Annotated in this window: 23 protein-coding genes and 2 riboswitches; of the genes, 14 read left to right on the top strand and 9 right to left on the bottom strand. The window is 65.4% G+C overall.

The window, feature by feature from the left end; translation table 11 throughout:
- Positions 1 to 35 precede the first annotated feature (35 nt).
- Positions 36 to 611: an alpha-ketoglutarate-dependent dioxygenase AlkB gene (locus L8F97_RS01335; RefSeq protein WP_242146201.1), complete on the top strand. Its 576-nt coding sequence runs from the start codon at positions 36 to 38 to the stop codon at positions 609 to 611.
- A 111-nt stretch (positions 612 to 722) separates the two neighbouring features.
- On the top strand, positions 723 to 923 hold the full coding sequence (locus L8F97_RS01340) for a hypothetical protein (RefSeq protein WP_242146202.1): 201 nt from the start codon (positions 723 to 725) through the stop codon (positions 921 to 923).
- Positions 924 to 965: 42 nt separating this feature from the next.
- On the opposite strand, the gene L8F97_RS01345 is transcribed toward L8F97_RS01340, so the two are convergent.
- Together L8F97_RS01345 and L8F97_RS01350 are read right to left on the bottom strand one after the other, a co-directional pair.
- On the bottom strand, positions 966 to 1,433 hold the full coding sequence (locus L8F97_RS01345; RefSeq protein ID WP_242146203.1) for a DUF3429 domain-containing protein: 468 nt from the start codon (positions 1,431 to 1,433) through the stop codon (positions 966 to 968).
- A gap of 68 nt (positions 1,434 to 1,501) precedes the next feature.
- Positions 1,502 to 1,885 (bottom strand): DUF2945 domain-containing protein, encoded by a 384-nt coding sequence (locus L8F97_RS01350; protein ID WP_242146204.1) that lies wholly within the window; start codon positions 1,883 to 1,885, stop codon positions 1,502 to 1,504.
- Here L8F97_RS01350 and L8F97_RS01355 point away from each other — a divergent pair.
- Positions 1,863 to 3,149: a glycoside hydrolase family 130 protein gene (locus L8F97_RS01355; protein ID WP_242146205.1), complete on the top strand. Its 1,287-nt coding sequence runs from the start codon at positions 1,863 to 1,865 to the stop codon at positions 3,147 to 3,149. The genes L8F97_RS01350 and L8F97_RS01355 overlap by 23 nt on opposite strands.
- A gap of 97 nt (positions 3,150 to 3,246) precedes the next feature.
- Positions 3,247 to 5,127, top strand: coding sequence for a YhjD/YihY/BrkB family envelope integrity protein (locus L8F97_RS01360; protein ID WP_242146206.1), 1,881 nt, complete (start codon positions 3,247 to 3,249; stop codon positions 5,125 to 5,127).
- A 500-nt stretch (positions 5,128 to 5,627) separates the two neighbouring features.
- Here L8F97_RS01360 and L8F97_RS01365 read toward each other — a convergent pair whose 3' ends face one another.
- Positions 5,628 to 5,810, bottom strand: coding sequence for a CsbD family protein (locus L8F97_RS01365; protein ID WP_242146207.1), 183 nt, complete (start codon positions 5,808 to 5,810; stop codon positions 5,628 to 5,630).
- A 273-nt stretch (positions 5,811 to 6,083) separates the two neighbouring features.
- The gene (locus L8F97_RS01370) at positions 6,084 to 8,000 is read right to left on the bottom strand and encodes a rhamnogalacturonan lyase (protein WP_409928990.1); all 1,917 of its coding nucleotides are present in this window, start codon (positions 7,998 to 8,000) and stop codon (positions 6,084 to 6,086) included.
- Positions 8,001 to 8,195: 195 nt separating this feature from the next.
- Here L8F97_RS01370 and L8F97_RS01375 point away from each other — a divergent pair, with 195 nt between their 5' ends.
- Entirely contained in the window at positions 8,196 to 11,360 is a 3,165-nt protein-coding gene (locus L8F97_RS01375; protein ID WP_242146208.1) for a TonB-dependent receptor, read from the top strand.
- Between the two features lie 78 nt (positions 11,361 to 11,438).
- Here L8F97_RS01375 and L8F97_RS01380 read toward each other — a convergent pair whose 3' ends face one another.
- Genes L8F97_RS01380 through L8F97_RS01395 form a run of 4 tightly spaced genes read right to left on the bottom strand, consistent with a single transcriptional unit; the run spans position 11,439 to position 15,077 of the window.
- On the bottom strand, positions 11,439 to 12,806 hold the full coding sequence (locus L8F97_RS01380) for an L-serine ammonia-lyase (RefSeq protein ID WP_267386324.1): 1,368 nt from the start codon (positions 12,804 to 12,806) through the stop codon (positions 11,439 to 11,441).
- Positions 12,807 to 12,862: 56 nt separating this feature from the next.
- Complete coding sequence (locus tag L8F97_RS01385; protein ID WP_242146209.1) at positions 12,863 to 13,195, bottom strand: DUF3325 family protein; 333 nt, start codon at positions 13,193 to 13,195, stop codon at positions 12,863 to 12,865.
- Positions 13,189 to 14,640, bottom strand: a complete 1,452-nt coding sequence (locus tag L8F97_RS01390; protein ID WP_242146210.1) for a PepSY-associated TM helix domain-containing protein — start codon at positions 14,638 to 14,640, stop codon at positions 13,189 to 13,191. The genes L8F97_RS01385 and L8F97_RS01390 overlap by 7 nt, the downstream gene beginning before the upstream one ends.
- Positions 14,637 to 15,077, bottom strand: coding sequence for a hypothetical protein (locus L8F97_RS01395; protein ID WP_242146211.1), 441 nt, complete (start codon positions 15,075 to 15,077; stop codon positions 14,637 to 14,639). The genes L8F97_RS01390 and L8F97_RS01395 overlap by 4 nt, the downstream gene beginning before the upstream one ends.
- Positions 15,078 to 15,240: 163 nt before the next feature.
- On the opposite strand from L8F97_RS01395, the gene L8F97_RS01400 reads away from it, so the two are divergent.
- From L8F97_RS01400 to cobO, 3 genes are all read left to right on the top strand, one after another.
- Positions 15,241 to 16,782, top strand: coding sequence for a DUF4403 family protein (locus tag L8F97_RS01400; RefSeq protein ID WP_242146212.1), 1,542 nt, complete (start codon positions 15,241 to 15,243; stop codon positions 16,780 to 16,782).
- 68 nt (positions 16,783 to 16,850) lie between these two features.
- Positions 16,851 to 17,062, top strand: a riboswitch (cobalamin riboswitch).
- A 180-nt stretch (positions 17,063 to 17,242) separates the two neighbouring features.
- Entirely contained in the window at positions 17,243 to 19,138 is a 1,896-nt protein-coding gene (locus L8F97_RS01405) for a TonB-dependent receptor plug domain-containing protein (RefSeq protein WP_242146213.1), read from the top strand.
- Positions 19,138 to 19,746 carry a cob(I)yrinic acid a,c-diamide adenosyltransferase gene (cobO, locus tag L8F97_RS01410; protein ID WP_242146214.1) on the top strand — a complete coding sequence of 203 codons (609 nt, stop codon included), beginning with the start codon at positions 19,138 to 19,140 and terminating at the stop codon, positions 19,744 to 19,746. Before L8F97_RS01405 ends, cobO begins: the two co-directional genes overlap by 1 nt.
- 83 nt (positions 19,747 to 19,829) lie before the next feature.
- Here the strand turns inward: cobO and L8F97_RS01415 are convergent, their stop codons facing one another.
- Positions 19,830 to 20,657, bottom strand: a complete 828-nt coding sequence (locus tag L8F97_RS01415; RefSeq protein ID WP_242146215.1) for an ABC transporter substrate-binding protein — start codon at positions 20,655 to 20,657, stop codon at positions 19,830 to 19,832.
- Between the two features lie 50 nt (positions 20,658 to 20,707).
- Here L8F97_RS01415 and L8F97_RS01420 point away from each other — a divergent pair, with 50 nt between their 5' ends.
- The 6 genes from L8F97_RS01420 (at position 20,708) to L8F97_RS01445 (ending at position 25,528) form a co-directional block, all read left to right on the top strand.
- The gene (locus L8F97_RS01420) at positions 20,708 to 21,700 is read left to right on the top strand and encodes a FecCD family ABC transporter permease (protein WP_242146216.1); all 993 of its coding nucleotides are present in this window, start codon (positions 20,708 to 20,710) and stop codon (positions 21,698 to 21,700) included.
- Positions 21,694 to 22,470: an ABC transporter ATP-binding protein gene (locus tag L8F97_RS01425; RefSeq protein ID WP_242146217.1), complete on the top strand. Its 777-nt coding sequence runs from the start codon at positions 21,694 to 21,696 to the stop codon at positions 22,468 to 22,470. Before L8F97_RS01420 ends, L8F97_RS01425 begins: the two co-directional genes overlap by 7 nt.
- 20 nt (positions 22,471 to 22,490) lie before the next feature.
- Positions 22,491 to 22,684: riboswitch (cobalamin riboswitch) on the top strand.
- Positions 22,685 to 22,849: 165 nt separating this feature from the next.
- Complete coding sequence (locus L8F97_RS01430) at positions 22,850 to 23,254, top strand: DUF1636 domain-containing protein (protein WP_242147079.1); 405 nt, start codon at positions 22,850 to 22,852, stop codon at positions 23,252 to 23,254.
- Entirely contained in the window at positions 23,251 to 24,258 is a 1,008-nt protein-coding gene (gene cobT / locus L8F97_RS01435) for a nicotinate-nucleotide--dimethylbenzimidazole phosphoribosyltransferase (protein ID WP_242146218.1), read from the top strand. The genes L8F97_RS01430 and cobT overlap by 4 nt, the downstream gene beginning before the upstream one ends.
- Complete coding sequence (locus L8F97_RS01440) at positions 24,258 to 24,827, top strand: histidine phosphatase family protein (RefSeq protein WP_242146219.1); 570 nt, start codon at positions 24,258 to 24,260, stop codon at positions 24,825 to 24,827. Before cobT ends, L8F97_RS01440 begins: the two co-directional genes overlap by 1 nt.
- Complete coding sequence (locus L8F97_RS01445) at positions 24,824 to 25,528, top strand: adenosylcobinamide-GDP ribazoletransferase (protein WP_242146220.1); 705 nt, start codon at positions 24,824 to 24,826, stop codon at positions 25,526 to 25,528. Before L8F97_RS01440 ends, L8F97_RS01445 begins: the two co-directional genes overlap by 4 nt.
- Positions 25,529 to 25,544 lie beyond the last annotated feature (16 nt).

Consider the following 25,544-nt stretch of genomic DNA (forward strand, 5'->3'; position numbering starts at 1 on the left):
TGGGCTGAACGGCGTCGAGGTGTAGGGTACGAACCATGTTAGACCTGTTCGATACGCCGCCTATCCCAGGGTTCGCCGCCGAACCGGCGTTGCTGAGTGCCCCGGAGGAGAGAACGCTGATCGGCCGGATCGACGCGCTTGATCTGACGCCTTTCCAGTTTCAGCAATGGCAAGGGAAGCGACTGACACACAGCTTCGGCTGGCATTACGATTTTCAGACCGGGGCCATCAGCACGGCAGATCCGATCCCCGATTGGCTGATGGAGGTGCGTGCAGCTGCGGCCGCCTTTGCCGGTCTCACACCGGCAGACCTCGTGCAGGTGCTGCTGACCCGTTACGATCCGGGTGCCGGCATTGGCTGGCACCGCGATCGACTGATTTACGAGCATGTCGTTGGCATCTCGCTCGGCGCGCCGGCGGACATGCGCTTTCGCAAACGAACCGATCGCGGCTGGCGCAGGGTGACCGTGCCGCTCGCACCGCGCGGGTCGTACCGGTTATCGGGGGAGGCACGGCATGCGTGGGAGCACAGCATCCTGCCGATGCAGGAGCGACGGTATTCGATTACAATGCGTAGCTTCGCGGATCGGGCTCCACCCCCTTGCGCGTAACTGCCTTGGCGCGCTCACCGCTCGCAAAGCGAATCTCGTGTCAGCGCTGGCACTGGTGTGCGTCCCGCGCGTTACGCCTTCCGCACCACCCCGAACATGAGGACATTTCACATGGCCGATACGAAGACCGACACCACGCCCTCCAACGGCAAGACCAGTCTCTCCGATGCGTTTCGCGAGCATTTTTCGGGCGACGCACCGCTGACCGAAAAGGCGAAGAGCTTTGCAAAGGCCCGCCCGGTCACGGCTGCCGCCTTCCTGGGCGTCGCGGCGATCGCTGTGCTGAATTCCCTGCGTGGCGTCCGAAGCTGATTACAACCGTGCCGCCTGCCTGCGGGCGGGCGGCACGACACCTTACAGGTGGACCAGCGTCCGCCCGATCAGCGCCAGCAGCGCGGCCACCGCAATCGCCATCTGCGGTGGTCGCAAGCGCGCGAAATGCTTGGGCACGTCGTGTTTGGCGGCACCGTCATGATCCAGCACGATCACCAGCGCGAAGCCGATCGACAGCAGCGCTAGCGCCACCAGCCAGGATCCAATCGCCCCGCATACCAGCGCCAGCCCAGCCGGTACGAAATAGACGATCATAACCACGATTTCTCGCAGTGTGGACGCCTCGGCATTGCCAAAGCCGTAGCCGCGTCGAACCCCCGCGACGAACGTCATTATCAGTCCGCCCCAGATGATCGCCAGCCCAGTCGCATGCGTGGGCCACGGCTGCGGCAGGGTCCACGCGCCAAGTGCTGCGGCGACGAGCGGAACCATCGGACCATAGCCGAAGATGATGCTGTCGAGTGGTATGGCTGATTTGTTCGCGTGCATCGCCCATTACCTGTGAAGCAGCCGTTCGCTGCGGTAGCTGATGTCCGTTGCTGTGCAGGACGGCGCGCTTAGTCGCGCTTCAGCGCATCCGGCTTGTGAGCGGCCTGCTTACCGTCCTCGGTTTCGACGATATATTGTGGATCGTCCTTGGTCGCAGCGACCTTGTGGCCCTTAATATGGGTTTCGCTGGTCTGCTGCTTCACAACTTTGCCATGCGCGGTGCCGCCGTGGCTCTTCCACGAAACCTTGTCGCCTTTTTTCAGGTGAATTGCCATCTGATCTGTCTCCCGGTCAGTCTTGGCTAAGACCCGGCAACTGCCGCTTCGGTTCCCACCCGCTGCATCCTCCGTGGAAAGATGAACGAACGTCATTTCGGTAGTGTCATTTTTTGGCGTCGCGCGTTGGGGCGGTTCTGCCAGGGAGATTGCAATGAAGCACGGCACCGACATCATGAACCACTCGGACCTGATCCTGCGCCCTGATCCGGCGCGTACGGTGCTGCGGCCGTTTGATGTCAGCGATCCCGCCGGCTTCGACACGCAGCAGCACAGCCGCCCGCAGCGCATCGTCGCACGCATACTCAGTCTCGATGCGGACATGGTGAAAAGCGAACTGGCGCGCGTGATGGATGGCCTCGTGCAGCGCCACCGCGACGTCGATGCCGCTATCCTGCGGCGGTACGAAGACGTGAAGGTGGCGGCGGGTTGCGTCGATGTCGAGCCTGACCAGGCGCGGTTGATCGGTGCGTATTTCCTTGAGGAATACGCTTTCGAAGCGGCGGCGCTGTTCAATCCCAGCATGATCCGGTTGGAAGATCAGTCCGACGCACCCGAAGGGGGCGTGCGCTTTGTCATGGCGTTACGCGGGATCGGGGAGGGGCATCTCTCGTCTGTTACGTTCCGCGTCGGCAGTTGGGATCCGGAGGGTGGTTTCCGCGTCGATCCACCGAGCGAATTCGCCGTTGCGCCGCGGATCGAAGCCGACGAAGGCGATGGTGCGGTCCGCATCCTGTGCGAAGGCAGCCAGAACCCGTCGGAGACGATCCTGTTTCCGGTTACCGAGGCGCAGCAGCGTGGCATCGAGGACATGCGGCTGGTCCAGTTTGTCGAGGACGACGGTACCGTGCGGCATCTGGGCACGTACACCGCATTCAGCGGCATGGATGCCCGCTGTGAGCTGGTCGAGGCGTTCGACTTTCGTCGCCTGACGATGTGCAAGATGACCGGCGAGGCTGCCTCGCGCAAGGGCATGGCGCTGTTCCCACGTCGGGTTGACGGCCAATTCGCCATGCTCGGGCGGCAGGATAACGAAAACCTGTGGCTGTTGCGCTCGGATAGCCTGACCCACTGGGAGGGCGGCGAACGCATCCTGATGCCGAAGTACTTCTGGGAGTTCGTGCAGATCGGCAACTGCGGATCGCCAATCGAGATCGATGAAGGCTGGCTGGTGCTGACCCATGGCGTGGGATCGGTGCGGAACTATTGTATCGGTGCCGCGCTGCTCGACCGAGACGATCCGCGCAAGGTACTTGGCCGTATGGCGCTCCCGCTCGTCCACCCCAGCCCCAAGGAGCGCGACGGTTACGTTCCCAACGTCGTCTATAGTTGTGGCGGGATCGTTCACAATCGCCGGTTGCTATTACCCTACGGCGTGGCGGATAACTTCGCGGCATTCGCGGATGTCGCACTCGACGATCTGATTGCGGAGCTGCGCTGACCGAGGCTGCGGCGGAACGACCCCGTTGCTCGACGGTTTGAAAACGCGACAGAAGCGGTGCGGCCCTTGGCGGCACGACAAGTAACGGGGCATTGTTTTGGACGAACAGGGACGCAACGCCGCGACGCCGTGGCAGATGCCGCGTGCGGCGTGGATCGCGGTGTTGAAGCGTGCGTATGCGGAAACGACGGACGATAACATCGGTCTGATCGCCGCCGGGGTGGCGTTCTACGGGTTCCTTGCGTTGGTGCCGCTGCTCGGCGCTGTGGTGCTCGTGTATGGCATCGCAGCGAGCCCGAAGACCGTCATTCATGACATGACCCAGCTAGCTGCGATCATGCCGAAGGATGTCGCGCATCTGATCGGCGAGCAGTTGATGAACGTCGTCAAGACTTCAGACGACAAGAAGGGGTTCGGTCTTCTGCTTGCGCTTGCGCTGGCTTTGTTCGGCGCGCGCAACGGCGCGGGCGCCGTCGTGACCGCGCTCAATATCGCATACGAAGAGCATGAGACGCGCAGCTTCCTGCGGGTGAACGCGCTGTCGCTGCTGATCACGGCGGCCGGCGTCGTGGTCGCGATGATCGCTCTGGTCGCGGTGGCGGCGCTCGGTCATCTTGAGAGCCTGTTGCCAGATGCGCCAGAAGCGGTCGTCGCCGCCGGGAAGGTCGTGACCTATCTGTTGTTTACCGCCGCAGGCGCGGCCGCGGCGGCTACGCTGTACCGTTATGGTCCGGCGCGGACCCACGCGCGATGGGCATGGCTGACGCCCGGTTCGCTGTTCGCGGCGCTGATGTGGCTGCTGTTGACGTTTGGCTTCGGCGTCTACGTGGCCAATTTCGGTAATTACAACGCGACCTATGGTTCGCTTGGCGCGGTAGTGGTGACGCTGACGTGGTTGTACCTGTCGAGCTATATCCTGCTGTTCGGTGCCGAATTGAACGCCGAACTAGAGCACCAGACTGCAAAAGACACGACCAATGCCGATGCACCATTGGGGGAGCGTGGCGCCTGGGTGGCCGATCATGTCGCCCTGGATGCGAAGTCTGGACACGACGCTAAATCGCCTGCCGCGCCCGCCGCCAGTGCCCGGCGACCCGATCCAGCGCCCTCCGCCCTTTCAGATTTCGTCACCAGCAGGATTACGACACGCGTTGGCGCCGTGGCGGGACTGCCGCGCATCGGCTGGGCACCCTCGGCGGCGGCGACGCTCGGCCTGTCGCTGATGCGCCGCGGTCGCGGTGTGCAAGGTGCCGCGCTGCTCGGCGGGACAGCGGCTGCGATGTGGCTGGCGAGGGACCGCGCCGCAGACCGGAAGGTCAAGGCCATCTTCTTTGACGTGGATGGCACCTTGGTCGATAGTAACGATTACCATGTCGATGCCTGGGATCAGGCGTTTCGCGAGCAAGGTCTTGCGGTGGAGCGGGACGCGATCAGGGGGCAGATCGGCAAAGGCGGCGATCTGCTCGTACCGACGCTTCTTCCGGGTATATCCGACGACATGCTTGGAACGTTGAGCGACCGCCACGGTGCAATCTTCAAGACGCTTTATCTCGACGCGGTGCGCCCGTTCGAGGGCGCTACAGCGCTGCTCCAGCATGTTCACGCTTGCGGCCAACGGGTGATTCTCGCCTCGTCGGCGGACGCCAAGGAGGTGAAGCACTACGTCGGCTTGCTGCGCGTCGGTAACGCTGTCGACGACACGACCAGTATCGATGATGTCGAAACCTCCAAACCCGCCGGCGATATCTTCGAGTCCGCACTTGCGAAGGTGAAGCCGCTTGCATCGCACGAGGTCATCGTGGTTGGTGACACGCCCTACGACGTTGAGGCAGCGGCCCGCTGCGGCATACGCGCAGTGGGATTGCGTTCCGGCGGATTCGACGATGCAGTGTTGCGTAAGGCTGGCGCCGTCGCGCTGTATGACGATGCGGCGGATTTGCTGGCGCATTATGAAGAGTCGCCGCTTAGCGGGCGGTGACGGAAGAGTGTCCGGGTCACTACGCTGGGCGGCGTTTAAGATACGCAAGAAACGCGGCAGATCAGCTATTGGGGGGGGGGGGAGCGCGGCGTGAACCTCGGATGACATGCTCGGTTGCAACAACGCTGCGACACGCTGTGTCACCGTGCGATATTGCGTCTGGGCAGAGTAGTGACGCCGTTCGCTCACGGTAGTGTGCAGCAGCAGGCTTGGCGTCTGGCGGGCTCACAGGGGGGGGATACAAATCTGGGCAAGAGAAGGCCCGGTGTCAGCCGCTGAAGATCAGAAAAACTTTCTTCGGCACATCGCGTGCGCTGGGCAAACGTTGCTAGTGATTGGTCTAGCGGGCCGAAAGCGGGAACACCTTTGTAGCGATGCTTGCTTAAGCGTTCGCGCCATATGAAGGCCCCAGGCGAAGGTTCGCCAACCGGCTTGCAGACTGGCCGAGTCATCAAGCGGGTCGGACCGATGTTCCCATCGCTCCGACCCGGCAGGCGTATTTACATCTTGTCGCCGAGTGCGCCCTTGACGCTGCCCTTGACGTCCTGCGCGGTGCCCTTGACCTGCTGCGCATCGCCTTCGGCTTCGAGCTGCTCGTTGCCGGTTGCCGAACCAATCACTTCCTTGACCTTGCCCGCGATCTTGTTGCCGGCTGCGTCCAGCTTGTCGGTGAATTCACCCATGAGAAATTCCTCTTGCGATCCCGAAAACGAATACCGCCCCGGCTCTCTCGCACGCAGATACAACCGCTTGGCCGGGTTTTCGGTTCCGAAACGATCAGGGAGGCCGCTTACCCGGTCGACGGATCAGCCCACACCATCACCGAAGCTGAGCCGCAGCCCCGCGCAGGGGGAACCGGCCCGGCGCAAGCGGCAGCACGTGAGTGGCAGTCGTGGCGGATCAGCATATCCGTTGCCCCAGCGAGCTTCGCGCCAACCGACTGCTGGGCAAACGCATTATTGCGGATGCTCGGTTGCGGTCGGCTCACCGAGGTAGAAACTGGTATGCGGCGGCTGGTTATACGCGGTATTCTGCCATGCGACCCCGAGGCGGTATACGGGATCCTGCATCAACGTGACGTAACGGTGCGTCGTCGGGAAGGGCGTTTCGTAAATGCGCAATTCGCGATTATCGGCAGAACGCAGCACGACCTCCTCGCGCCAATCGCCGAACAGATCCGCCTGCAGCGCCGGGTTGGCTTTCGTGCCGTTGTTCGACGCCGTACCGGTCGTTTCCAGCAGCGGCACCGCGCGACCCGCTCGCCAATCCCATTTGTAGATGGTAGTCCCGTCGAGCAACTCGCGCAGGCGGTCGCCGTCCCACCAGATCGCGAAGTTGGTCTGGCGCGGGGCGGTGCCGATCGCCTGACCATGTACGTCAAACAAGTCACGCGAATTGGAACCCCAGAACTCCGCACCGACGTGGCGTGGGTCTATGTCGGCGGCGAGACCGCGGCCGGTGTCGTGCTGGGCTGGCTTCTGCCACAGGATTTCGCCGGTGCGCGCATCCAGCAACGCGGAGCCGATGCCACCGTTGCGGTCCATCTCCTCATGCACGCCAAACTTCTCGAGGCCGGGGCGGGCCGGGTCTAGATCGCCGACGTGCATTGCGTCGCCGTGGAACAGCGGGTCTGTCCACAGCCCCTTGCCATCATCGTCGATCGCCATCGAACCGTAAATCACCTCGTCGCGGCCATCGCCATCGACATCGGCAATGCTCAACTGGTGATTGCCACGGCCTTCGTACTTCTCGTTGCCCGGAGCGTTGGAATCGAACAGCCAACGCTCGGTGAGTTTGCCGTCGCGGTAATCCCATGACGCGACAGTGGTCCGCCCGTAATAGCCGCGCCCGAACACCATGCTCGGCCGCGCCCCGTCGAAATAAGCGACACCTGCGAGGAAGCGATCAACGCGGTTGCCATAGCCGTCACCCCAGGTGTCGCGTAGCTGTTCGAAAGTCGGGTTGCCGCCGGGGTAGCGCGGTGGATCATAGGGCTTGCTGGCGAGCGCGCGGCCGGTGCGGCCGTCGAATACGGTGAGATATTCCGGGCCGTTCAGAATGCGCCCAGCCAGTTTGGCGACCCGTTTGCCATCAGCGGTATAGGCGGCACCGGTGCGGTCGGCCTGCGGCACCTCGCCATCCTTCTCGCGCCAGTCGGCATGGGCATCACCGATCGGTTGGCCGGTCCCGTCGATGGTGGCATCGGCCGTCTTCATCGCGATCTCGGCGCGGCCGTCACCGTCGAAATCGTAGACGAGGAATTGCGTATAGTGCGCGCCTGCCCGGATGTTCGGCCCTAGGTTGATCCGCCACAGCCGCTTGCCCTCCAGCGTATAGGCTTCGATCAACACAGGGCCGGTATACCCCCCCTGACTGTTATCGTGGCTGTTGGTCGGATCCCATTTGAGCACGATCTCATACCGACCATCTCCGTCGAGATCGCCCACGCTCGCGTCGTTGGCGGTGTAGGTATAGGCGAGGCCGTCCGGGGTGGTGCCGCCCGGCGGCACGTCGAGCGGGATACGCCAGAAACCGTCCGGCAAGGCGAGCGCGGGCGAGGGCGGTTCACGTCCGCCGATCATTCGAACTGCATAACCTTGGCGCGGGGTCCCGTGCTGGTCGACGATGCTGGTCGCGCCGGTCGCAGTGGTCGTCGCGATCCGCTTGCCGTCGCGCAAGACCTCGAAGCGGGCGGTGCGGGGATCGGTCGCAAGGAGCCGCCAACTGACGATCGCACCGCCGCCCGTGGCCGGTGACACCACTGCACCACGGTCGAGCTGCTCGATCTGACGTATCGGGCCTGCGAACAAAGGCGTGGTTGCGGCGCAGGCGAGAAGTACCGCCACAGACCTGGTAAAAGCGTCGCGCATCATGACCTCTCCCGCACCTGAACTTCTTCTTTTCCGTCCCACATAATGTTTTGAAGTTTTGCATATTGTCAATGGTATTGAAGGTGTGCGATGTGATTCGGGACGCCGTGATCGGCAGGTAGAAGGGGGCAACAACCTTCCAGCCGTCGACATCAAAGGCGTAGGAACGGCCGCAAAGGCCGAACAGGGGAGAGGAATATGACTACGCTTCGGCATCTATCCGCCACCAGATTTGCGGTGTCCTCGCTTGCGCTCGCAACTGGTTTGATGCTCGCCGCGTCGCCTGCCGCCGCACAGAGCGCCAGCAACGCGGCCTCCGAAACGCCACCCGCCGCCGGTCAAACCACGCCTAAGAATGACACCGCTAGCAACTCCACCGCCGGTGCTGACAAGGCGGTTAACGCTGAGGATGTGATCGTCGTCGGAACGCGCGCGTCGTTGCAATCGGGCATCGCCCGCAAGCGCAACGCGGGCACCATCGTCGATTCGATCGTCGCGGACGATATCGCCAGTTTTCCGGACAAGAACGTGGGCGACTCGCTCGCGCGCATTACCGGCGTGCAGCTCAACCGGGATTTCGGCGAGGGCGTGAACGTCTCGATCCGTGGCGTCGAACCCGACCTCAACCGTGTCGAGATCAATGGCGTCAGCCAGGCATCGACACAGGGCGGCCGTTCAGGCGATTTCCGCGAACTCGCCACCGAGCTGGTCAAGTCGATCGACGTCTACAAGGGCTATTCAGTCGACCTCACCGAGGGTGGTCTTGGCGGCACCGTCAGCATCGAAACGCGCCGGCCGCTCGAGCTGAAGAAGGCGCTGGCGAGCGTGGTGTTCTCCGAGCAACGGCTCGACACGACACAGGACTGGAAGCCGCGCATCACGCTTGTCGCCGGCACCCCCAAGCTGTTCCTTGACGGGCTGGGCGCGCTCATCAACGTGACCTACGATAACGTCACGACGCGGCAGGATTACATCAGCAACACCAATTGGTCGCGGCTCGCAGATTTCGACCATTCCGATCAGAAGACTGTCGCCGATCCGAATTATGCCGCTTACAACACGTATGCGAGCTGCGCGGGAGTCGGTGGTGCCAACGCCGCCAACGCCACCACGCGGCGCAAGGCATGCGAGACGCAGTTCTTTGACTGGGCGCCAACCGTGCCGCGCTATCGCAACTGGGTCCGCCACGACAAGCGCATCTCCGGCGACGCGCAGCTCCAGTATGAGTTCGCCCCCAACTTCCGCGCCTATGTCGAGGCGACGATCAACCATCGCGACCAGACCCTGCAAGACGCGAACTACTCGCTCGATATGGGCCGCTACCAGCGCTATCAGCTCGACCCGACGCTGCCGGTCGGCTTGAACGGTGGCGTGTCGCAGGCGCAGATTAAAGCCGGAAGCGCGACGGTAGACGACAATCACGTCGTCACCAGCTACACGACGGCGCTGAAGCCGAACGTGTTAAGCAGCACGGTCACCAGCGGCGATGCCAACATCCTTGGCATCCAGCGCCGCGACTATGCTGACGAACAATATTCCTATTATTACCAGGGCGGCTTCACCTGGGATCTGAACCGGCTGCACGTGAAGGCGCTCGGGTCGCACTCGCTGGCACGAGACATCGGCAATAATGCGCTGATCTCGATCACCACGTCGGTGCCGGGCGTCACGGTCGACCGGCGCAATTCACTCGGCATTCCGGCTTTCATCTTCCCGAGCACGGTGAACCCGGCGGACTACACGATCTACACCAACAATGCCGCGACCGATCCATATCAGGCCGGTCCGAGCATCCAGTGGCGCCCCAACGACTACGGCAACACCGAAAACGAGGGCAAGGTCGATGCGACCTACGATACCGATCTCCCGCTGCTGAAGAGCATCCAGTTCGGCGGGCAGGCGCGCTGGCAGAGCTACTTCCAATATCTCGGCGGTGGCTCGCGGCTGCTGGACAACGGCCAGTACCAGACGGCCTCTTATTACAGCTACACGACCAACCTCGTGAAGAACGTGACCGCACGCCAGACGATCGGCGCCACGGGTAGCGGCAACAACACCGCGACCTATCAACTCACCCCGGCGGAATATATCGGCATCCTGCAATCCGCCAACGGGCTCGTTCCCGGCGGAGCGCCGTTGTTCGCGGGCCTGCAAAACGCGCCGGGCGGTATCCCCGGACAGTTCGCGGTGCCGCTGTTCGATCGAGGCGTGCTCGGCCAATATTATGATCTGTCGAACTTCAATCAGGGCCAGATCCGGTCTGCCAACGGCCTCCCGCAGATCCCGAACGCGCAAATCGATGAGCGTGTCGCTTCGGCCTATCTGCGGCTGAACCTGGATACCGAGGTGTTCGGCATGCATCTCAGCGGCAACGGCGGCGTGCGCTATACCAACACGCGCGATGTCGGCACCGGCACCAACGTCGCGCGGGTCACGGCTCTGAACGCGGCGGGTACGGCGGTGACGACGGTGATTGCATCGCAGCAGATCAGCATTCGCAACAATTATGCGGACTTCCTGCCGGCGTTCAACCTTGCGCTGGATATCACGCCCAACCTGACTCTACGCGGCAACTGGGCCAAGAACCTCGCACGGCCCAAGCCGCTTGATCTGGTGCCGAACATCAATTGCGTGGACGACCAGACCACCGGCATCTTCGGGCAGGATGCCTGCAAGGCCGGCAACCCGGCCCTGAAGCCATACCGCGCAACCCAGTGGGAAGCGAACCTCGCCTGGTACGCAAATCGTGATACGCTGGTGAGCCTCGGCTATTACAAAAAGTTCGAGTCGAGCTTCGTCATCGGCGGTGTCACCCGCGACGACGTCAACCTGTTCGGCGATGGCATCCTCTACACGGTCAACCAGCCGGTCAACGGGTTCGGTGCGTTGCTCGATGGGTTCGAGGCGTCCGCGCAGACGGTGTTCACCTTCTTGCCTCGTCCGCTCGACGGGTTCGGGGCTAGCGGCAATTTCACCTATGCCCGCGCGCTGACCACCAATCTCACAAACCTCGCCACCAACCAGCCGCTTAACGATTATCCTGGTTTGTCCAAGTACACTTGGAACGCCAGCGTGTTTTACGACAAGGATTGGCTGAACGTCCGCGTAAACTACAACTTCCGTTCAAGCTGGCTGCAAATGACTTCCGACTCGAACAACGGCAACAACCCGATCTATCGCAAGTCGGAAGGATACCTGGACGGGAAGATCACCGTACGCGTGCCGAAGTACCATTTCAGCGTGTTCGTCGAGATGCAGAACATCAACAAGGAATATCAGCAGACTTACATCAAGAACCTCGGGCCGATTGACCTTTACTATCCGGGCCGCCGGTTCTTCACCGGCATCCAGGCAAAGTTCTGAACGGGGCAGGGAGACACGCCGAGGTTGCGCTTCCTTGATAGCCTAGCGCGGGATGCTGCGCCAGGCTGTGGGGAACGCTCAACATTCCACTACGTTCACCGCCAGCCCGCCGAGGCTTGTCTCCTTATATTTCGACTTCATGTCCTCGCCCGTCTGGCGCATCGTCTCGATCACCTGATCGAGGCTGACGATGTGGCGGCCATCGCCGTGCAGCGCGAGATAAGCCGCATTGACCGCCTTGATCGCACCCATCGTGTTGCGTTCGATGCAGGGGATCTGCACCAGACCGCCAATTGGATCGCAGGTCAGGCCGAGGTTGTGCTCCATGCCGATCTCGGCGGCGTTTTCGATCTGCGCGTTGGTCGCGCCTAGCGCCGCCGCGAGGCCACCCGCCGCCATCGAGCACGCTACGCCGACCTCGCCCTGACACCCCATCTCCGCGGCCGAGATCGATGCGCGTTGCTTGTACAGGAACCCCACTGCCGACGCGGTGTAGAGCAGCCTCCGCGAACCGTCCGCGGTGGCGCCGTGAACGAACGTCTCGTAATATTTTAGCACCGCCGGGATAACGCCGGCCGCACCATTGGTCGGCGCAGTCACGACGCGACCGCCGGCGGCATTTTCCTCGTTGACCGCGAGCGCCCACAGGCTGACCCACTCGAATACCAGGCTTGGGTCGGCGCGCGGACCGCGCTCGATCAGTTTTTCACGCATTGCCCGCGCCCGCCGTGTGACGCGAAGACCACCCGGCAGTACGCCTTCGCCATGGCAGCCGCGTTCGATCGAAGCGAACATCGCGGCGCGGACCGACGCCAGGAACGCGTCGGTCTCCTCCGGGTCGCGCCACGCCGCTTCGTTGGCGCGTACGATGTCGGCAATCGATAGGCCGGTCGCGGTGCCGATCTCCAGCAGTTCGTCACCGGAGGAAAAGGGGTGCGGCGGTGCCACGTTGACGCGCGCCGCTGCCTCGCCCTCCATGCGGATCGCGCCGCCGCCGATCGAGTAATACCGCCGCACGATCTCGCTCCCGTCCGACAGCGTCGCGGTGAAGGCCATGCCGTTGGGGTGGCCGGGCAGGAAGCTTGCGCGGAAGATCAGGTCGTTAGGCTCGTCAAAGCGGATCGGCGCATCGCCACCAAGCGGCAGTTCGCCACGCGCACGAATATCGGCGAGGATCGCCGGCACCCGGTCAGGATCGACGCCCTCCGGTGTGTGGCCAGCAAGGCCGAGCAGTACCGCGCCGTCGGTGCCGTGTCCGCGCCCGGTCAGCGCGAGCGAGCCGTACAGGTCGCACGTCACCCGGACCGGGTTCGCCTGCTCCTCGACCAGCATCCGTGCGAACGCAAAGGCCGCACGCATCGGCCCGACCGTGTGCGAACTGGACGGCCCAATGCCGATTGTGAACAGATCGACGACGCTGAGCGGAGCACTATTCTTATCAAGCACGGACGGCCTTTCGGATGGAGCGTCCGCTTACGCCATTTCCGCAAGGCTTTGCACGCCTAGATCGCCGCCAGGATCAGTCCGAACGGCACCGCCACTAGCGCAGCGGCGGCACCGGCCCTTGCGAACTCCGGCCGGTAGCTGCGCGCCGCCACGAGCGGCAGACCGACCGCAGGCCAAGCGCCGATCCACCACAGCGTCGCGTAGACCGGTTGCGCCGTGACAAGCACGATCGCCAGGGATGCAGCGAGCAGCACCCAACCGAAGAAGCGCGCCTGCTGTTGTCGCGCGACCGCCAGCCGCCGTCCGGTCAGCACATCGCCATGTTGCGGTTGCGCGACCGCGAGCGCGAACAGCGCTAGATACAGCAAAGCGGCCGATGCGATCAGCACCGTGCGCTCCGCCACGCCAGCCACGCGCACAGCGCACCAGCGGCAAGCAGCAGGAGATTGCCTGCGACCAGCACCGCATCACCGTCACCGATCCACCCGCCGAGGAACGGCAGCACGATCAGCCCAGCCGCCAGTCCTGCAAACGGCAGCGGCCAGCGCAATCGCTCCGGCAACGCGCTCGTGACCACCAGCACAACGCCGGCGGTTGCCAGTGCCGCCGTCACCTCCGCTCCGGCGCGCCCGCCACTGCCGAGCGGCAGCAGGCGATTGGCCCAAAGCAACGCCAGCGCACCCGCCGGCACGCCGACGATCACGCCGGCGTTTACACGCGCGAGCAGGCGGTTGGCGTGGTCGGGCAGACGGTCGCGCCGCTTGACCGTCCACAGGATCAGCCCGGTGGCGATCGCCAGCGTCAGCATGGCGCCGCCAAAAAAATACAGCCATCGTAGCGGCAGCGGTGCAAACCGTGCGACGTGCAGACCATACAGCCAGCTATAGGCGGTGATCGCCGGGCGATGTTCAATCCAGGCGTTGAGCAGCCGCCCGCTCACTGCGTCGTAGCTGGCGACACCGGCGTTGGTGGCGATCTGCGCCGCATCCGCGCAGGTGAAGCTCGCCACGGCGGCGGCGTCGCCAGGATTGAGGATCGTCACGCGGCCGACCGCGCCGCCGCAACGAACCTGCGCGTCGCGCATCATGTCCGCGACCGCGCCGAGCCGCGCGTGCCGACCGGCAGCAGGGCGATCGACCCCGCCCGGCGCAAGTTCGTGGAACATTGCTGGCATATCGGCGCCGTAACCGGAGACCCCGGGCCACGGCATACTGAGCGACAGCAGGGTCAATATGCCGGTCAGCGTAATCATCAGGTGGAACGGCAGCGCGAACACGCCGAGCACGTTGTGCGCGTCCAGCCACGATCGCTGCCCCTTGTCAGCCCGGAAGGTGAAGAAGTCGCGGAAGAAACGGCGGTGCGCGACGATGCCGGAGATCAGCGCGATCAGCATGGTCGCCGCCGCGAGCGACGCCAGCGTCCGGCCCCATGGGTACGGCAGTTCAAGCTCGAAATGCAGACGGTAGAAGAATTCACCGCCCAGCGTCTCGCGTAACACTGGCGCGCCGGTGGTGGGGTCCAGCGCGCGCAGCACGATCTTGCCGCCTTGCGTAAAATAGGCGTCGATCGTGTTGGTGCGCGCGTCGGGGGCGGTGAGATACCAGGCCGGCGCGTCGGCGGCGTTGTGCGACAGCCAGTCCGTCGCCGCAGTGATCGCGCGTACAGAATCTACCTGCGCGGTATTCTCGGGCCGCATCCAGCGGCTGATCTCGGGTTTGAACATGCTGAGCGTGCCGGCGAATGCCATCAGGTACAGCACATGGCCGAGCAACAGCCCGGTCCAGCCGTGGAGCCACGCCATTGTCTGGCGCGCCCCATCGTGGAGGCGGTTCATGCCGGGAGCGGGAGTGTCAGCGCCAGAGTGGCAAGCGCGAACGCAGCGGTCGCGATGCCGCCAAGCGCGCGCGCGGGGCTGCGTGCCAGAAACGCCCAAATCGTCACCGCCGGAAAAACCAGCAGCGCGGCAAGCATTCCGGTCATTACCGCCTCCGGCCGCGCCATCGGCAGCAGTCGTGCGAGCAGGGCACCAAGCGCAGCCACGACGGCATAGGCGCCGAAGCTGCCCGCGATCGTTCGGGCGGCGATATTGATCCGGTATGCCGAGCAGTGTCGATCGCGCACGACGCCGCGGACCGGTGCGGGAAACGCGGTGACGGTGTGCCGTACCGTTCCAACCCGACGCAAAGCCGAGCCGGGCAGATCGGCAGGCGCGCGTTCGCGGCGAGCGATCGTTGCGGGACTAGCGAGCGTGAGGGTGAAATGCCGGTTCATCGCGTTCCTTCTCCGGCCCCAAATACGAAGTTCACTTTTGCGAGTCAATCGCATTATCACGAACGCCTGCGGTTGCGTAAAGCAACGGCGACGTGACACTTTGCGCGAACAGCGCGTCGACATCATTGCGTTTTGCGTTGTGAGATGATGAGGTTCGCCATCGATGCCGATTAAGGCTGTTTGGGAGGGGCAGGGTATTCGCATCATCGGAACACACGCCTCCGGTGTGAGGGCGTCGCTAGCCGGGACGAGCGTGCTTATCGCCGTGCTGCTGGCGAGTGGATGCAGCCACAAGGTTCATTCCCCCGCGCCGCCACGGATCACCAGCGAACCGCATTTTCCGCTTGGAACATCCTCGATCGTGGTGCCGATCTCGGGCTCGCTCGATGATCTTGCCCGCGCACTTGAACGGCAGACGCCAAAGCGGTTGTGGGGAATTGACAAGCAACTCGACGCCTGTGTCGCCGCCAAGCGCGTCGATCTCGGCATCGCCCATGTGCGGGTGCTTCCCAAGCTTGGCTGCCGCATCGTTGGCGAGGTCACGCGTGGCCATCTGAAACTCGGCGGCAGCGGCAATCGACTGACCATCGACATCCCGGTCCACGCGACCATCGCCGCGCAGAAGGTTGGCGGCGTGGTATCCAAGACGGCGACCGGCGACGCGATCGTGCATGCCGTTGCGCAGCTTTCGATCACGGGCAATTGGTCGCCGAGCGCGAAGGTGCGGATTGCGTATGACTGGACGACGCCGCCCGGCATCGACTTCCTCGGTCAGCGCATCGAATTCGCGAGCAAGGCAGACGCACGGCTGAAACCGGTCATCGCGGGATTGGAATGCAGCCTGCCACGTGAACTCAACAAGCTCGATCTGCGCGCGAAACTCGCCTCGGCGTGGCGGCAGGGCTTTACCTCGATCATGCTCAACCGCGAGCGCCCACCGGCGTGGATGCGGGTCACGCCCAAGCGGCTCGGCTTCGGCGGCTACACGGTCGATCGGCGCACGCTGGTGCTGACGCTCTCCGCCGATGCGCTGACCGAGACGTTCGTCGGCGCTCGGCCTGCCGATCCTGCCGCAACGCCTTTGCCGCCGCCCGCAGCCTCGGTCGGCAAGCAGGGCCTTAACTTCTTCATACCCGTGCTGGCGGATTATGCCCAGCTCGAGCCGGTGGTGCACCGCGTGCTGGTGAAGCGCGCGAACAAGGGCATCACGCTCGCCGGGATCGGCCCGGTGGACGTCGCGTTCGGCAACGTGACGATCTATGCCACCAGCGGCGGGCGGCTTGCGATCGGCGTGCAGGCAAAGGCCAAGGCGCGGAACACCTCCCTCCTCGCCACGAAGGGCGAGGTGTGGCTGACGGCGGTGCCGTACAACGTGCCCAATTCGCAACTGATCCGCGCGCGCGATGTCGCCATTACAACTGACACCGACAGCGAGACGGTCAACCTGCTGGTCTCGCTGTTCAAGGACACGTCGGTTCGCGACACGATCGCCGAGGGCCTAGCGCACGAGTTCGCACCCGATTACCAGAAGGTTCTGCGGTCCGCGCGCAAGGCGATCGGCGCGCGGCGCGAGGGTGATTTCCTGCTCTCCGCAGACGTGACGCGCGTTGAGAACGGCACGCTGGCGGTAACCGGCAAGGGGCTGTTCCTGCCGGTGCGCGCAGCGGGGCAGGCGACGATCACCTACGCGCCGCTGCGGCGATAGCGTCAAAGGCGATTGGCGGCGACCGAGATGTGGCATATGGGCCGTCACGAACGCGGCGGGCAACCGCTGTCGTTCAGGATCGCGTCGGTGCCCCGCAAGGGGCTTAAACGGGAATGCGGTGCGGGCGCTTCGCCCTAATCCGCAGCTGTCCCTGCAACTGTAAGCGGCGAGCGCGATGCACGGGCCCGAAAGGGCAGCCACTGAAGCCGAGGTTTCGGGAAGGTGTGCATCAAGCCCTGACCCGTGAGCCAGGAGACCTGCCGACGTCATGGTCGCTCTTGTCGTGGTCCAGGAACAGGCCAGGGCACGGTTCTCCGTCTGAGCGACGAACCAAAGCGGTGGGGGCCGCAAGGGTTGCGCTTGGACCGGGTGCCGACTGGCGTCCGCCCGCCCGTGCGCGACCGGTCGTCGAAGGACGGTTTGCTCCCGCCGACCTGTCGCGACGCCCGGGGGAACATGTATGAAGACTGCCATTTCACTGTTTGCGCTGATCGCCGCCACGCCGGCGCTCGCGCAGACCGCGCCCGATGACGGCACCCCCACCGACACCGTGGTCGTCACCGCCGCCCGGGCGCCCGGCGGCATATCCACCGCGACGCTCGGCTCGTCGGCGACGGTGGTGACCGCGCAGGACCTGTCTGATCGCCAGACGGTGATCGTCTCGGACGTGCTGCGCGACGTACCCGGCATCTCGGTCAACCGTACCGGTGCGGTCGGCGGCATGACGCAGGTCCGCATCCGTGGCGCGGAGAGCAACCATACGCTGGTGCTGATCGACGGCATCGAGGCGGCTGACCCCTACTACGGCGAGTACGACTTCGCCTCGCTCACCGCCGATCCCGGCGCGCGGGTGGAGGTGCTGCGCGGTGAGCAGAGCGCGCTGTACGGATCGGATGCGATCGGCGGCGTCATCAACTACATCACCCCGACCGGGCGTGAGATGCCGGGCTTCGCGGGCCGGATCGAGGCCGGATCGTTCAACACGGTCGACGGCGCGGTGCGCGGGGCAGGGACTGCGGGCGACTTCGATTATGCGGTCGGCGGATCTTATTCCGGCATCGGCGGCTATGTCGTCGCGCCGGCAGGCGACCGGCGGATCGGGTCGAAGATCGGCACCGTCAACGGCAAGTTCGGCTATCAGTCGGGGGACTTCGGTTTGCGTGGCGTGGTGCGCTACACGCATATCGACGCGGACGTGAACGATCAGGATTACGCCGTCACCGGCAACGCGATCGACAGCGGCGGCAGCTACCTGAACGATGCGGTCTATGCGCTGGTCGGCGCGCACTACGACGCGCTGGAGGGGCGCTGGAGCAACGACCTCAGCGCACAGTTGCAGGATTCGCAGCGTCGGTTCCTCGACGACAATGGTGCCGAGACGAGCGGCGATACCGGGCGGCGCAAGAAGGTATCGTTCGTCTCCGCGCTGAAGCTTGGCGACGATGCGGTCAGCCACGTCATCACCGGTGCGGTCGATTACGAGCATGAATCCTATCAGGGCACGTCGGCGTTCATCACCGGCAGCAATCCGTTTCGCGATACCAACAACTGGGGTCTGGTCGGTCAGTATCAGGTAACGGTGGGCAGCCGGCTCGGCCTTGGTGGAGCGGTGCGGCATGATGCGAACCAGCGGTTCCGCGATGCGACCACCTGGCATCTGCAGGCGAGTTACCGGTTTGACACCGGCACGCGTGTTCACGCGGCGGGCGGCACCGGGGTCAAGGCGCCGGTGTTCTCCGAACTGTTCGGCTATTCCCCGACCAGCGGCTTCGTCGGCAACCCCAACCTCAAGCCCGAGGAATCGACCGGCTGGGAGGCCGGTGTCGAACAGAGCTTCCTCGCCGGGCACGGCCGCATCGACGTGACGTATTTCAACGCGGTGCTGCGCCACAAGATCGTCAGCACGTTTGATCCGGTATATACGGTGGTGAACGCGACCGGATCGTCGCCGCATCAGGGGGTCGAGGTGGCGCTCAATTTCGACCTGCCCGCCGGCTTCCGCTTCGATGGCAGCTACACCTATCTCGACGCACACGACGAGGCCGACGTGACGCTGATCCGCCGTCCGGCGCATATCGGCAGCGCCAATCTGGCGTGGCGGTCAAGGGACGACCGGTTCGGCGCCAACGTGACCGTGCGCTACAACGGTGATGCGCTCGACACCAACTTCGCGACGTATCAGACCGAGACGCTGAAGGCTTACACGCTGGTGAATTTCGGCGCGGATGTGGCGGTGGCACGCGGCATTTCGGTGTTCGGGCGGGTCGAAAATCTGCTCGACACTGACTTCCGCGAGAACGTCGGTTTCCGGGGTTCGCCGCGCGCGGGCTACGGCGGCATAAAGGCGCGGATCTGATGGCGGATCGCACCGAGGCCGAGCACGCCGAGAAGATGCGCAAGCGGCAAGCTGCGCAGGAACGCATCGTCGCCGCCAAGACGATCGAGAAGGGGCTGGTGATCGTCCACACCGGCGCGGGCAAGGGCAAGACCACCGCCGCGCTTGGGATGGCGGTGCGCGCGGTCGGCCACGGCATGAAGGTCGGGATCGTCCAGTTCGTCAAAGGCGCGATGACGACCGGCGAGAAGGCGGTGTTCGATCGGCTCGGCGATCTGGTCGAGTTCAAGCCGATGGGGGAGGGCTTTACCTGGGATACGCAGGACCGCGCGCGCGACATCGCGGTCACCCGCACCGCCTGGGAGGAGGTGAAGCGGATGGTGGACGATTCGTCCTACGGCATGGTCATCGCGGACGAACTCAACATTGTGCTGCGCTACGATTACCTGCCGCTGGACGAGGTATTGACGGCGCTTGCCGCAAAACCCGAGATGACGCACGTCGTCATCACCGGCCGCAATGCTCCGGCCGGGTTGATCGAGGCGGCCGATCTGGTGACGGAGATGACGCTGGTGAAGCACCCGTTCCGCGAACAGGGCGTGAAGGCTCAAGCGGGGGTGGAGTTTTGACCCACGGTGCGTGCGTGCCGGATTACGCCGAAGGATGCGCGATTCGGGTGCATCCCTCGACGTTGCCCGGCGCCAACGGTGTTCTAGCGTGCTCGCGAAGCCGTGACTTGCCGCACCAGGCTCTGCGCTGCCTGCACGTAAGCGGGGCTGCCGCACACCGTCCACGCTTCGGGCAGGTGCAGGCGTGGAATACGGTCCAGCGCAGGATGGTGCAGCATTTCCGTGCCCTGGTCGACGATATGATCGCTCGCCGTCTCGACGATCAGGTAATCCGGCCGCGCGGCGATCATCTCCTCGAGCGAGACCTGCGACAGCACCGGCTTGCCGAGCTTGGCGGCGAGGTTGATCAGGCCGATGCGGGTCATCAGTTCGTCCACGAGCGTACCCGTACCGGTGAGGAAGCCACGGCGTTGGTAGTAGGCCGCGACCGGATGACCCGGCACGCGCGGCAAGGTGGCAAGCGCGTGATCCATGCGGGCAATCAGCGCTTCGCCGCGCGCCGGGTGACCGACAGCGATGGCGACCTGACGGATCTGCGCGACGATATCGGCGTAACCGTTGGCCCAACCGAGATCGACGGTGCGGTAATGATGTGGCGCCAGTGCCGCCAGCATCCCGTTGCTGCGCGGCGGTGTGCCGACGATCAGATCGGGGGCGATCGCGACGATCTCCTCGGCGGACTGGCCGAGGATGTGCAGGCCGCCGATGCGCTTCGCCACCGCGGACATCTCCATATCCGGCGCGTTGCGCGTCAGTCCGGCAATCTGCGACCGGTCGGCGAGATCGACGAGAAGCTGGTCCGCGCAGAGGTTGAGCGAGACGATCCGGCGCGGCGCTTGCACGTGCGGGGGCGCCGGCGCTGCAGCGCCGCACGCGAGCAACAGCAGCGGAAGGAAGCGACGATGCGACATGCCGCGACCCATACGCGAGCGGTGCCGCGACACAAGCGCGCGGCGGCCGCATGACGCTGCCCCGCCCGGCATTGATCGGCGGATTGATCGCGCTCATCATCCTGTCGGCGCTCGCCTCGCTGGCGGTCGGGGCAGTGTCGATGGCACCGGCGCGCGTGGTGGCCGCGCTGGCCGGGCACGGCGATGCCGTCGCCTCCGCGATCGTCGTAGAACTGCGGTTGCCACGCACCATCATCGGGCTCGCGGTCGGCGCGATGCTCGGGCTCGCCGGTGCGGCGCTGCAGGGCTATCTGCGCAATCCGCTCGCGGAACCATCGGTGCTGGGTGCGTCGAACGCGGCGGCGCTCGGCGCGGTCGGCGCGATCTATTTCGGGTTGGCGGAACTGCACCCGGCGGTGCTGCCGGCGCTGGCGGTGCTCGGCGCGTTGGTGGCGTTGGCGTTGCTGTTCACGCTTGCCGGCCGATCCGAAAGCCCGCTCACCCTGATCCTCGCCGGTATCGCCGTGTCGACGCTCGGCGGTGCGGCGATCAGCCTCGCGCTCAACCTGTCGCCCAACCCTTTCGCAGCGATGGAGATCATGACGTGGCTGCTCGGCTCGATCGAGAACCGGTCGTTCGCGCATGTCTGGATCGCGCTGCCGTGTATCGCGGTCGGGGCGGCGCTGCTTGTGTTCGATGGCCGCGCGCTCGACGCGCTGACGCTGGGGGAGGACGGCGCACGCGCGCTGGGCGTTGACCTGCGCGCGGTGCGGCTGCGCTTGCTGCTCGGCGTGGCGATCGGGGTGGGTGGCGCGGTGGCGGTGTCCGGCGCGATCGGCTTCGTCGGGCTGATTGTGCCGCATCTGGTGCGTCCGCTGACCGACCGCAGCCCGTCGGCGATCCTCGTGCCGTCCGCCCTGGCCGGGGCGGTGCTGCTGACGCTGGCGGATATCGGCGTGCGGCTGATCCCCTCGACCACTGAGCTGAAGCTCGGCGTGGTGACGGCGTTCCTCGGCGTGCCGCTGTTCCTGACCTATCTGCTGCGGGAGCGACGGATATGGTGACGATCACGCTTGAGGACGTGGGCGTCACGCTAGGTCGGCGCGCGGTGTTGCAGGGCATCGGCACGATACTGGCGCCGGGGCGGCTGGTCGGCATCATCGGCCCGAACGGCGCGGGCAAATCGACCCTGCTGCGCGCAATGCTCGGCCTGCTTCCGTTCACCGGCACGATCCGCATCGACGGTGCGCCGCTCGGCGGCATGGCGCGTGGGGCGCTGGCGCGTAAAGTCGCCTATCTGCCGCAGGGGCAGACGTTGCACTGGCCGCTGAGCGTCGAACGGCTCGTCGCGCTCGGCCGGTTGCCGCACCTTGCGCCGATGTCGGGGCTATCGCCGGGCGATACCGCCGCAATCGAGACGGCGATGGAGCGCGCCGACGTGGCGGACCTGCGGAGCCGGATCGCAACCGAACTCTCCGGTGGCGAGCGTGCACGCGTGCTGCTCGCCCGCACGCTTGCGGTCGGGGCGCCGGCCCTCCTCGCGGACGAGCCGCTCGCCGCGCTCGACCCCGGCCATCAGCTCGACGTGATGGAGCTGCTCCGCGCCGAGGCGCGCGCCGGCGCGCTGGTGGTAACGGTGCTGCACGATCTGACGATAGCGGCGCGGTATTGCGACCGGCTGCTGCTGGTCGACAACGGCGCGCTCGTCGCCGACGATACGCCGCTTGCGGTGCTGACCCCGGCGCGGCTGCGCGAGGTGTACGGCATCACCGCCGCGATCGAACGGCACGGCGATGTCTTGACGATCGTGCCGACCGCGCGCGCGGCGAATTGACGCGGCACCGCGCCAAAGCTAACGCTGCGGCTGCGAAAGGTTCTCCGGAGACGGGGATGAAAAGGGAACGGGGTTCGATACCCCGGCTGCCCCTGCAACTGTAAGCGGTGAGCCATCGGGCCACACGCCATTGGGATCGCAAGATCCTGAGAAGGCGGTCCGAACCGGCGTTGACCCGTGAGCCAGGAGACCTGCCCGTCGCAGTCGTCCATCGCGCGGACAGGGTGTTCCGGGCGGGCGGGGTGTGAACCCGAGTGGCGACATGGTTGGACCGCGTGGACGCGGCGTGTCGCAAGACATGCCCGACGCGGCCCGTGTCGCAGGGTGCCCGTTCGATGCCACAGTTCCGTTCTCGCTTCATCCGCGTGGTCGCGGCGCGATGCTGACCCGTGTCGAGGATGGGCCGGCCGTGGTCGCCTGCAACACCTGCCGCCATTCGGCGGACGCGCGCGAACAGGATGGCGTGCGTGGCGGCGCGCTGCTGGTCGAGGCGCTGAACGCGGTAAAGGCGTCCGATCCCAAATACGCCGATGTCGCCGTGCAGGAGATGGCATGCCTGTTCGCCTGCACCGAGCATTGCACCGTGCATTTGCGCGCACCTGATAAGGTCGGATATGTGCTGGGCCGGTTCACGCCGGATGAGGCATCGGCACGCGCAATCCTCGATTATGCGGTGCATTATGCGGCAAGCGAATATGGCCGCGTGCCATTCGCGCAGTGGCCGCAGGGCGTGAAGGGACATTTCATCACGCGCACGCCGCCGCCGGGTTTCGTCGCGCAATGATGTTCCCGACCCCGGCGGCGTTCGCGGCGGCGCTGGCCGAGTCCATCGTTCCCGATAAGGCTGCGATCGCGGACGCGCGCGCACGGCAGGCGAGCCTGACCAAGCCGCCCGGCTCGCTTGGCCGGCTTGAGGATCTGGCGGTGTTCTTCTCCGGCTGGCAGGCGCAAGCGCGGCCGCAGATTCGGCGGGCGCGCGCGGTGGTGTTCGCCGGCAATCACGGCGTCACGGCGCACGGCGTCAGCGCGTTCCCGACGGCCGTAACCGCGCAGATGGTGGCCAATTTCAATGCGGGCGGCGCGGCGATCAACGCGCTCGCCGCCGCGGCGGGGCTGGAGTTGAAGGTCGTCGCGCTCGATCTCGATCGACCGACCGCAGACTTCACGCAAGCCCCGGCGATGACCGAAGCGGAGTGTCTGGCCGCAATGTCGGCGGGTGCGGACAGTGTGAGCGACGATCTCGATCTGCTCGTCGTCGGCGAGATGGGGATTGGCAATTCGACTGCGGCCGCCGCCATCGCCGCGCGCAGCATCGGTGGCAACGGTGCCGACTGGGTCGGACCGGGCACAGGCGTCGACCGTTTCGGCATTGCGCGCAAGGTCGCGGTGGTCGATCGTGCGCTGGCGTACCACGCGGGCGCGCCTGCCACCGCGTTCGAGACGCTGCGAAGGCTGGGCGGGCGGGAGATCGCCGCGATCGCTGGCGCTGTGGTGCGGGCGCGGCAGTTGCGGGTGCCGGTGATGCTTGACGGGTTCATCACCTGTGCGGCGGTCGCTCCGCTGGCGGCGGTGCCGGGCGCGATCGGGCATTGCCTCGCCGGGCACTGTTCGGCGGAACCCGGTCATGCCCGGCTGCTTTCGGCGCTGAAGCTTGAGCCGTTGCTGCGGCTGGATATGCGGCTGGGCGAGGCGAGCGGCGCTGCCGTCGCGGTCAATATCGTACGCGCAGCGCTGGCCGCGCATGACGACATGGCGACCTTCGCCGAAGCGGGCGTTTCGGCGGGCTGATGGCTGCGTTCGCGCTCCATCTGCTCCGCCATGGTGCGCCCGAAGGTACCGGCCGCTTGATCGGCCGCACCGATGCGTCGCCGACAACCGAGGGCATCGCCGCCTGCATGGCACAGGTCGAGAACCTTCGTGTCGAAGCGGTGATCTGTTCCGATCTCGCGCGGGCGCAACGTCCTGCCGAGACGATCGCGGCACGGCTCGCGCTGCCCGTCGCGGTCGATCGGCGCTGGAGCGAGCTCGATTTCGGCGCTTGGGAGGGGTTGTCGACCGACGTGATCGACCCGGCTGCCCTGGGTCGGTTCTGGGCCGATCCCGACGCCGCGCCGCCGCCGCAGGGTGAACGCTGGTCCGCGTTGGTGGCGCGTGTCGCGGCGGCGATTGCGGCGTTGCCGGCGCGGGATACGCTGGTTGTTACACATGGCGGCGCGATGCGCGCCGCCCTCGCGCACCTGTGCGGCTTCGGGCAACGGGAACTGTGGGCGTTCGACCTGCCCTATGCCGCGCTGCTCAGCCTCCGGGTGTGGCCGGGGGACCCACCGTCGGCGCAGATCGTGGCGCTATGTCCATGAGGAGCCTGCTGCTCGCCGTTCAGTTCCTTACGCGGCTGCCGCTGCCGCACGTCGTGGCGAGCGATGCCGAGTTCGCCGCGTCGATGCGCTGGTTCCCCTTGGTCGGGCTTCTGATAGGCGGGCTGGTTTCGGGTGCGGCGGTGCTGGGTAGTCGGGGCGACGCGTGGGTGGGAGCGCTTGCGGCGCTGGTGGTCTGGGTCGGTGTGAGCGGGGCGCTCCACCTCGATGGACTGGCCGACCTTGCCGATGCGCGCGGCGCGGCGCACGGCGATCCGGCGCGTCTGCTCGCGGTCTTGGCCGATCCGCACGTCGGCAGTTTCGGCGTGGTCGCGATTGGCCTGCAGCTGATCGCCAAGCTGGTGCTGCTGCACGCGGCGATCGCGCAGGCGGCATGGTGGCCGCTGCTGCTGATTCCGTCCGCCGCGCGGATCGGGCCGCTGGTGTGGACGCGCTGGTTACAGCCGTTGCACGCCGGGCTGGCCGCGCGGTTCCGCGACGCGGTGCGTCCGATAGATCTGGTGCTGTGGGCGCTCGCGTTGAGCGTCGCCGCGTTGCGATGGCCGATGGTCCTCATCACGCCGCTGCTGCTAGCGGGATGGGGGCTGTACGTCCGCCGCGCGATCGGCGGGATTTCAGGTGATGGACATGGTGCCGGCATCGAACTGGTCGAGACGCTGCTGCTCGCTGCGGTATTGCTGTGAACGGCTGGACCCATCA

The organism is Sphingomonas sp. BAUL-RG-20F-R05-02 (genome assembly GCF_022662305.1).
Taxonomy (GTDB): domain Bacteria; phylum Pseudomonadota; class Alphaproteobacteria; order Sphingomonadales; family Sphingomonadaceae; genus Sphingomonas.

Bases quoted from the DNA above. Each gene is read 5' to 3' on its own strand.
- L8F97_RS01335 (WP_242146201.1), top strand. From the start codon at position 36: ATGTTAGACCTGTTCGATACGCCGCCTATCCCAGGGTTCGCCGCCGAA.
- L8F97_RS01340 (WP_242146202.1), top strand. From the start codon at position 723: ATGGCCGATACGAAGACCGACACCACGCCCTCCAACGGCAAGACCAGT.
- L8F97_RS01345 (WP_242146203.1), bottom strand. From the start codon at position 1,433: ATGCACGCGAACAAATCAGCCATACCACTCGACAGCATCATCTTCGGC.
- L8F97_RS01355 (WP_242146205.1), top strand. From the start codon at position 1,863: ATGAAGCACGGCACCGACATCATGAACCACTCGGACCTGATCCTGCGC.
- L8F97_RS01350 (WP_242146204.1), bottom strand. From the start codon at position 1,885: ATGATGTCGGTGCCGTGCTTCATTGCAATCTCCCTGGCAGAACCGCCC.
- L8F97_RS01365 (WP_242146207.1), bottom strand. From the start codon at position 5,810: ATGGGTGAATTCACCGACAAGCTGGACGCAGCCGGCAACAAGATCGCG.
- L8F97_RS01370 (WP_409928990.1), bottom strand. From the start codon at position 8,000: ATGATGCGCGACGCTTTTACCAGGTCTGTGGCGGTACTTCTCGCCTGC.
- L8F97_RS01375 (WP_242146208.1), top strand. From the start codon at position 8,196: ATGACTACGCTTCGGCATCTATCCGCCACCAGATTTGCGGTGTCCTCG.
- L8F97_RS01390 (WP_242146210.1), bottom strand. From the start codon at position 14,640: ATGAACCGCCTCCACGATGGGGCGCGCCAGACAATGGCGTGGCTCCAC.
- L8F97_RS01395 (WP_242146211.1), bottom strand. From the start codon at position 15,077: ATGAACCGGCATTTCACCCTCACGCTCGCTAGTCCCGCAACGATCGCT.
- L8F97_RS01400 (WP_242146212.1), top strand. From the start codon at position 15,241: ATGCCGATTAAGGCTGTTTGGGAGGGGCAGGGTATTCGCATCATCGGA.
- L8F97_RS01405 (WP_242146213.1), top strand. From the start codon at position 17,243: ATGAAGACTGCCATTTCACTGTTTGCGCTGATCGCCGCCACGCCGGCG.
- cobO (WP_242146214.1), top strand. From the start codon at position 19,138: ATGGCGGATCGCACCGAGGCCGAGCACGCCGAGAAGATGCGCAAGCGG.
- L8F97_RS01415 (WP_242146215.1), bottom strand. From the start codon at position 20,657: ATGTCGCATCGTCGCTTCCTTCCGCTGCTGTTGCTCGCGTGCGGCGCT.
- L8F97_RS01420 (WP_242146216.1), top strand. From the start codon at position 20,708: ATGACGCTGCCCCGCCCGGCATTGATCGGCGGATTGATCGCGCTCATC.
- L8F97_RS01425 (WP_242146217.1), top strand. From the start codon at position 21,694: ATGGTGACGATCACGCTTGAGGACGTGGGCGTCACGCTAGGTCGGCGC.
- L8F97_RS01430 (WP_242147079.1), top strand. From the start codon at position 22,850: ATGCTGACCCGTGTCGAGGATGGGCCGGCCGTGGTCGCCTGCAACACC.
- cobT (WP_242146218.1), top strand. From the start codon at position 23,251: ATGATGTTCCCGACCCCGGCGGCGTTCGCGGCGGCGCTGGCCGAGTCC.
- L8F97_RS01440 (WP_242146219.1), top strand. From the start codon at position 24,258: ATGGCTGCGTTCGCGCTCCATCTGCTCCGCCATGGTGCGCCCGAAGGT.
- L8F97_RS01445 (WP_242146220.1), top strand. From the start codon at position 24,824: ATGAGGAGCCTGCTGCTCGCCGTTCAGTTCCTTACGCGGCTGCCGCTG.